2 protein-coding genes are annotated in these 2,683 nt (G+C 39.2%); one reads left to right on the top strand and one right to left on the bottom strand.

Annotation, left to right across the window (positions count from 1 at the left end; translation table 11 throughout):
• Window positions 1-757 precede the first annotated feature (757 nt).
• Window positions 758-1,405, bottom strand: coding sequence for a recombinase family protein (locus AYK67_RS14620; protein WP_082735849.1), 648 nt, complete (start codon window positions 1,403-1,405; stop codon window positions 758-760).
• 931 nt (window positions 1,406-2,336) lie between these two features.
• On the opposite strand from AYK67_RS14620, the gene AYK67_RS14610 reads away from it, so the two are divergent.
• Window positions 2,337-2,669 (top strand): hypothetical protein, encoded by a 333-nt coding sequence (locus tag AYK67_RS14610; RefSeq protein WP_068088426.1) that lies wholly within the window; start codon window positions 2,337-2,339, stop codon window positions 2,667-2,669.
• Window positions 2,670-2,683: the final 14 nt, after the last annotated feature.

Here is a 2,683-nt window from a genome sequence, read left to right as displayed (position 1 = left end):
CTCTACTGTTTGTTTTGCCAGCTACACTTTAAAAGATCCCTTTCCTCTCGAAGAAGTTTAATTTTCTTGTGCAAACGGGCCAGCTCATTGCCTGTATCCTCGTGTGGCCCGGCCAGCAAATCCTGATACCGAAATTCTCTGATCCACGGTTCAGAGTAGAACGTCCCACTCTCAAATCAGCGGCAATTTCAGGAATTGTTCTGCCACTCACCTATACCAGCCGTACAGCCTCGCGTTTAAACTCTTTTTGTATAATTTGGTCGCCCCATGAAGTCCTCCTGATCTTAACTTATCAGAAGTCCCTCCACTTTTCCCCGGCCAGTCCAATATATTGATGTGGGATATCGTGGACGTTGGGGTCCACGGCTGATGTATCATCACAATGGTTTGTTGTGGTCCATCTACATCAGTCATTACGTAGTATTACGTTGAGCGCGACAGTGCGAATAAGGCTTTCCTTTAATGTGAAGTAAATCACATTAACCATCCTGTACTTCTTTTTTTATGACTTTAGCTGTAATTTTTATTTCAAAATTATATGGACATCTTAGGCCAACTCAGGCCAACTCAGGCCGGTTAAATGTCTTTGTTTTTCTTGATTATCATATAAAGAATGCCTTGTTTTAAGGCGTTAAAGCACTCTTTACTCAAATGGCAATTCCACTAAATTCTGTGAAAGGTCACAGAATGAGAAGACGGCAAGAAGAAAAGAAAATTAATTGAACCAATTCATCTGAATGCATTCATTGAGGAATATTTAACATTGGTTTGTCGATCCAAGGTATTCCTCTAGGTCAATTTGATTGTCTGATTTGGCATGATCTTCCACCTCAATTGCATTGCTTTCCGCGTCTTGCAACTGGCGCAAGCGATAGTAAATTGCTTGCCTGGTCATGCCGGATACACTGGCTATCTTGGCAATGGGAACACCCTTGCTTTTCATTTCAAGGATGTTCTGCCACTGCTCGTCCTTGAGCTTGTTGGGTCTCCCCATTTTCACACCAGCAGCTTTTGCGGCCTGCATCCCCTCGCGGGTGCGCTGCTCGATGATATCGCGCTCAAATTCTGCCAGTGATCCCATTACATGAAAGAACAGCCGTCCGGCTGGTGAGCCGGTTTCAAGCTTCTCGGTGAGAGATTGAAATTCAAGGCCGCGTTTTTCGATCCCACGCACACAAGCAATCAAGTCGGGAAGTGAGCGCGACAAGCGGTCCAGCTTCCAGATAACCAGCGTATCGCCTTCTCTTGCGTAATTGAGCAGCTCTTCTAGCTGCGGCTTGATAACGGCATTGCCTTTCACGCCGGTATCGGCGTATATTTTATCGCAACCGGCTTTTTTCAAAGCGTCAATTTGGAGGCGCAAATTTTGCTCTAGGGTTGAAACTCTCGCATATCCGATTTTCATATTGATCTCGATTTTTTGTAAAAAAGTCTACATCAAAGATGATTATTTTTACAACACAAAAAACCGCTGCCGAGAGCCATGAAAAAACAAGGCTTTAGCCGCTGCTTTTTTACAGACAAAAAACCCATCCCTTTTTAAAACAATATTCTTTTTTCTGATAAAAAAGTGATATCTAATGCGCCAATGAATATTGGCTACAATATATACAGTAATTAAATATTATTAATACTTGACATTATCTGATGGGTTATAAAAATACTTTGGATTTCATTGAATAAGTGTTTACTTAACGCACTACAACTGTAGCAATAACAGTCCTATAAGAATTTTGGGGAAGTGCCGTTTTTAATTAGATAACGTAATGACATATCGTGGCAGGCTTTTACCGCCAAACACTACAATAAATGGTTAGAGTACAATATATGACGCTCACTTATTCTAAAGTAGTTATATTATCATGAAAATCGCATATAAAATATTTTTTTGTTCTATTCTTTTTATAGATATGAATTTCTCAAGTTATTCTTCCCTTTATTGGCATGATTGGTTTCATCATAGCGATTTACTAATAGATATAATAATATATTACAGTTTGTGCTCTATGGTATTTGTTTAATATACGAGTAACGGTATTTTTATACATATCTTACATTTTAATTATATTTTTTATGGTTTCACCAAAATATGTAATATTGAACAAGTTAAGAATAGTATTAAATGATGAAATGCTTAATAGTTTGCCTGAAAACACTGTAATTACATGGGGTGGTGGCGGATATGTATTTTCAGAGTATTGGTATCATCTCATAAAAACTAATAGATATGACGGAATGATATATGATGACGAAAAAGAATACTTAAATGACAAACTGTGCCCAACTAGATTAGTCGTCACCTACAATAAATATGTTATAATCGGAGGGCAGTGCCAATGACAGGTCGAGGCTATTTTTTTCCCGTATTCGATAAAAAAGGAAATGCAACACCAGCAAAATACCTTTTAGATCATAGTGGTAATCACGTTATAAACCAACGCACAGGATTACCATATGTGGCTCCCGCAGACTACACTGTAGAGAAGGCTTTTACTGCTGGTAAGGCGATAAAAAAATACAGTGCACTACCATTACGTGATTTTTATGAACTTGCAATGTCTTCCAAAGAGAACGCTCCTGGAGACCTTCAAAGGTCACTGTCAGGTTATTTCGAAGTAAATGCAAAACCGCGTTATCGCCCTTTTCATGCACGCAATTCGGCTGTGTAGTCGTTCCATAAGCT

The organism is Polycladidibacter stylochi (genome assembly GCF_001562055.1).
Lineage (GTDB): Bacteria > Pseudomonadota > Alphaproteobacteria > Rhizobiales > Stappiaceae > Pseudovibrio > Pseudovibrio stylochi.
Note: the sequence above shows the minus strand (reverse complement) of the source record. Positions and strands in the feature narration are given on the sequence as shown.

Bases quoted from the DNA above. Each gene is read 5' to 3' on its own strand.
- AYK67_RS14610 (WP_068088426.1), top strand. From the start codon at position 2,337: ATGACAGGTCGAGGCTATTTTTTTCCCGTATTCGATAAAAAAGGAAAT.
- AYK67_RS14620 (WP_082735849.1), bottom strand. From the start codon at position 1,405: ATGAAAATCGGATATGCGAGAGTTTCAACCCTAGAGCAAAATTTGCGC.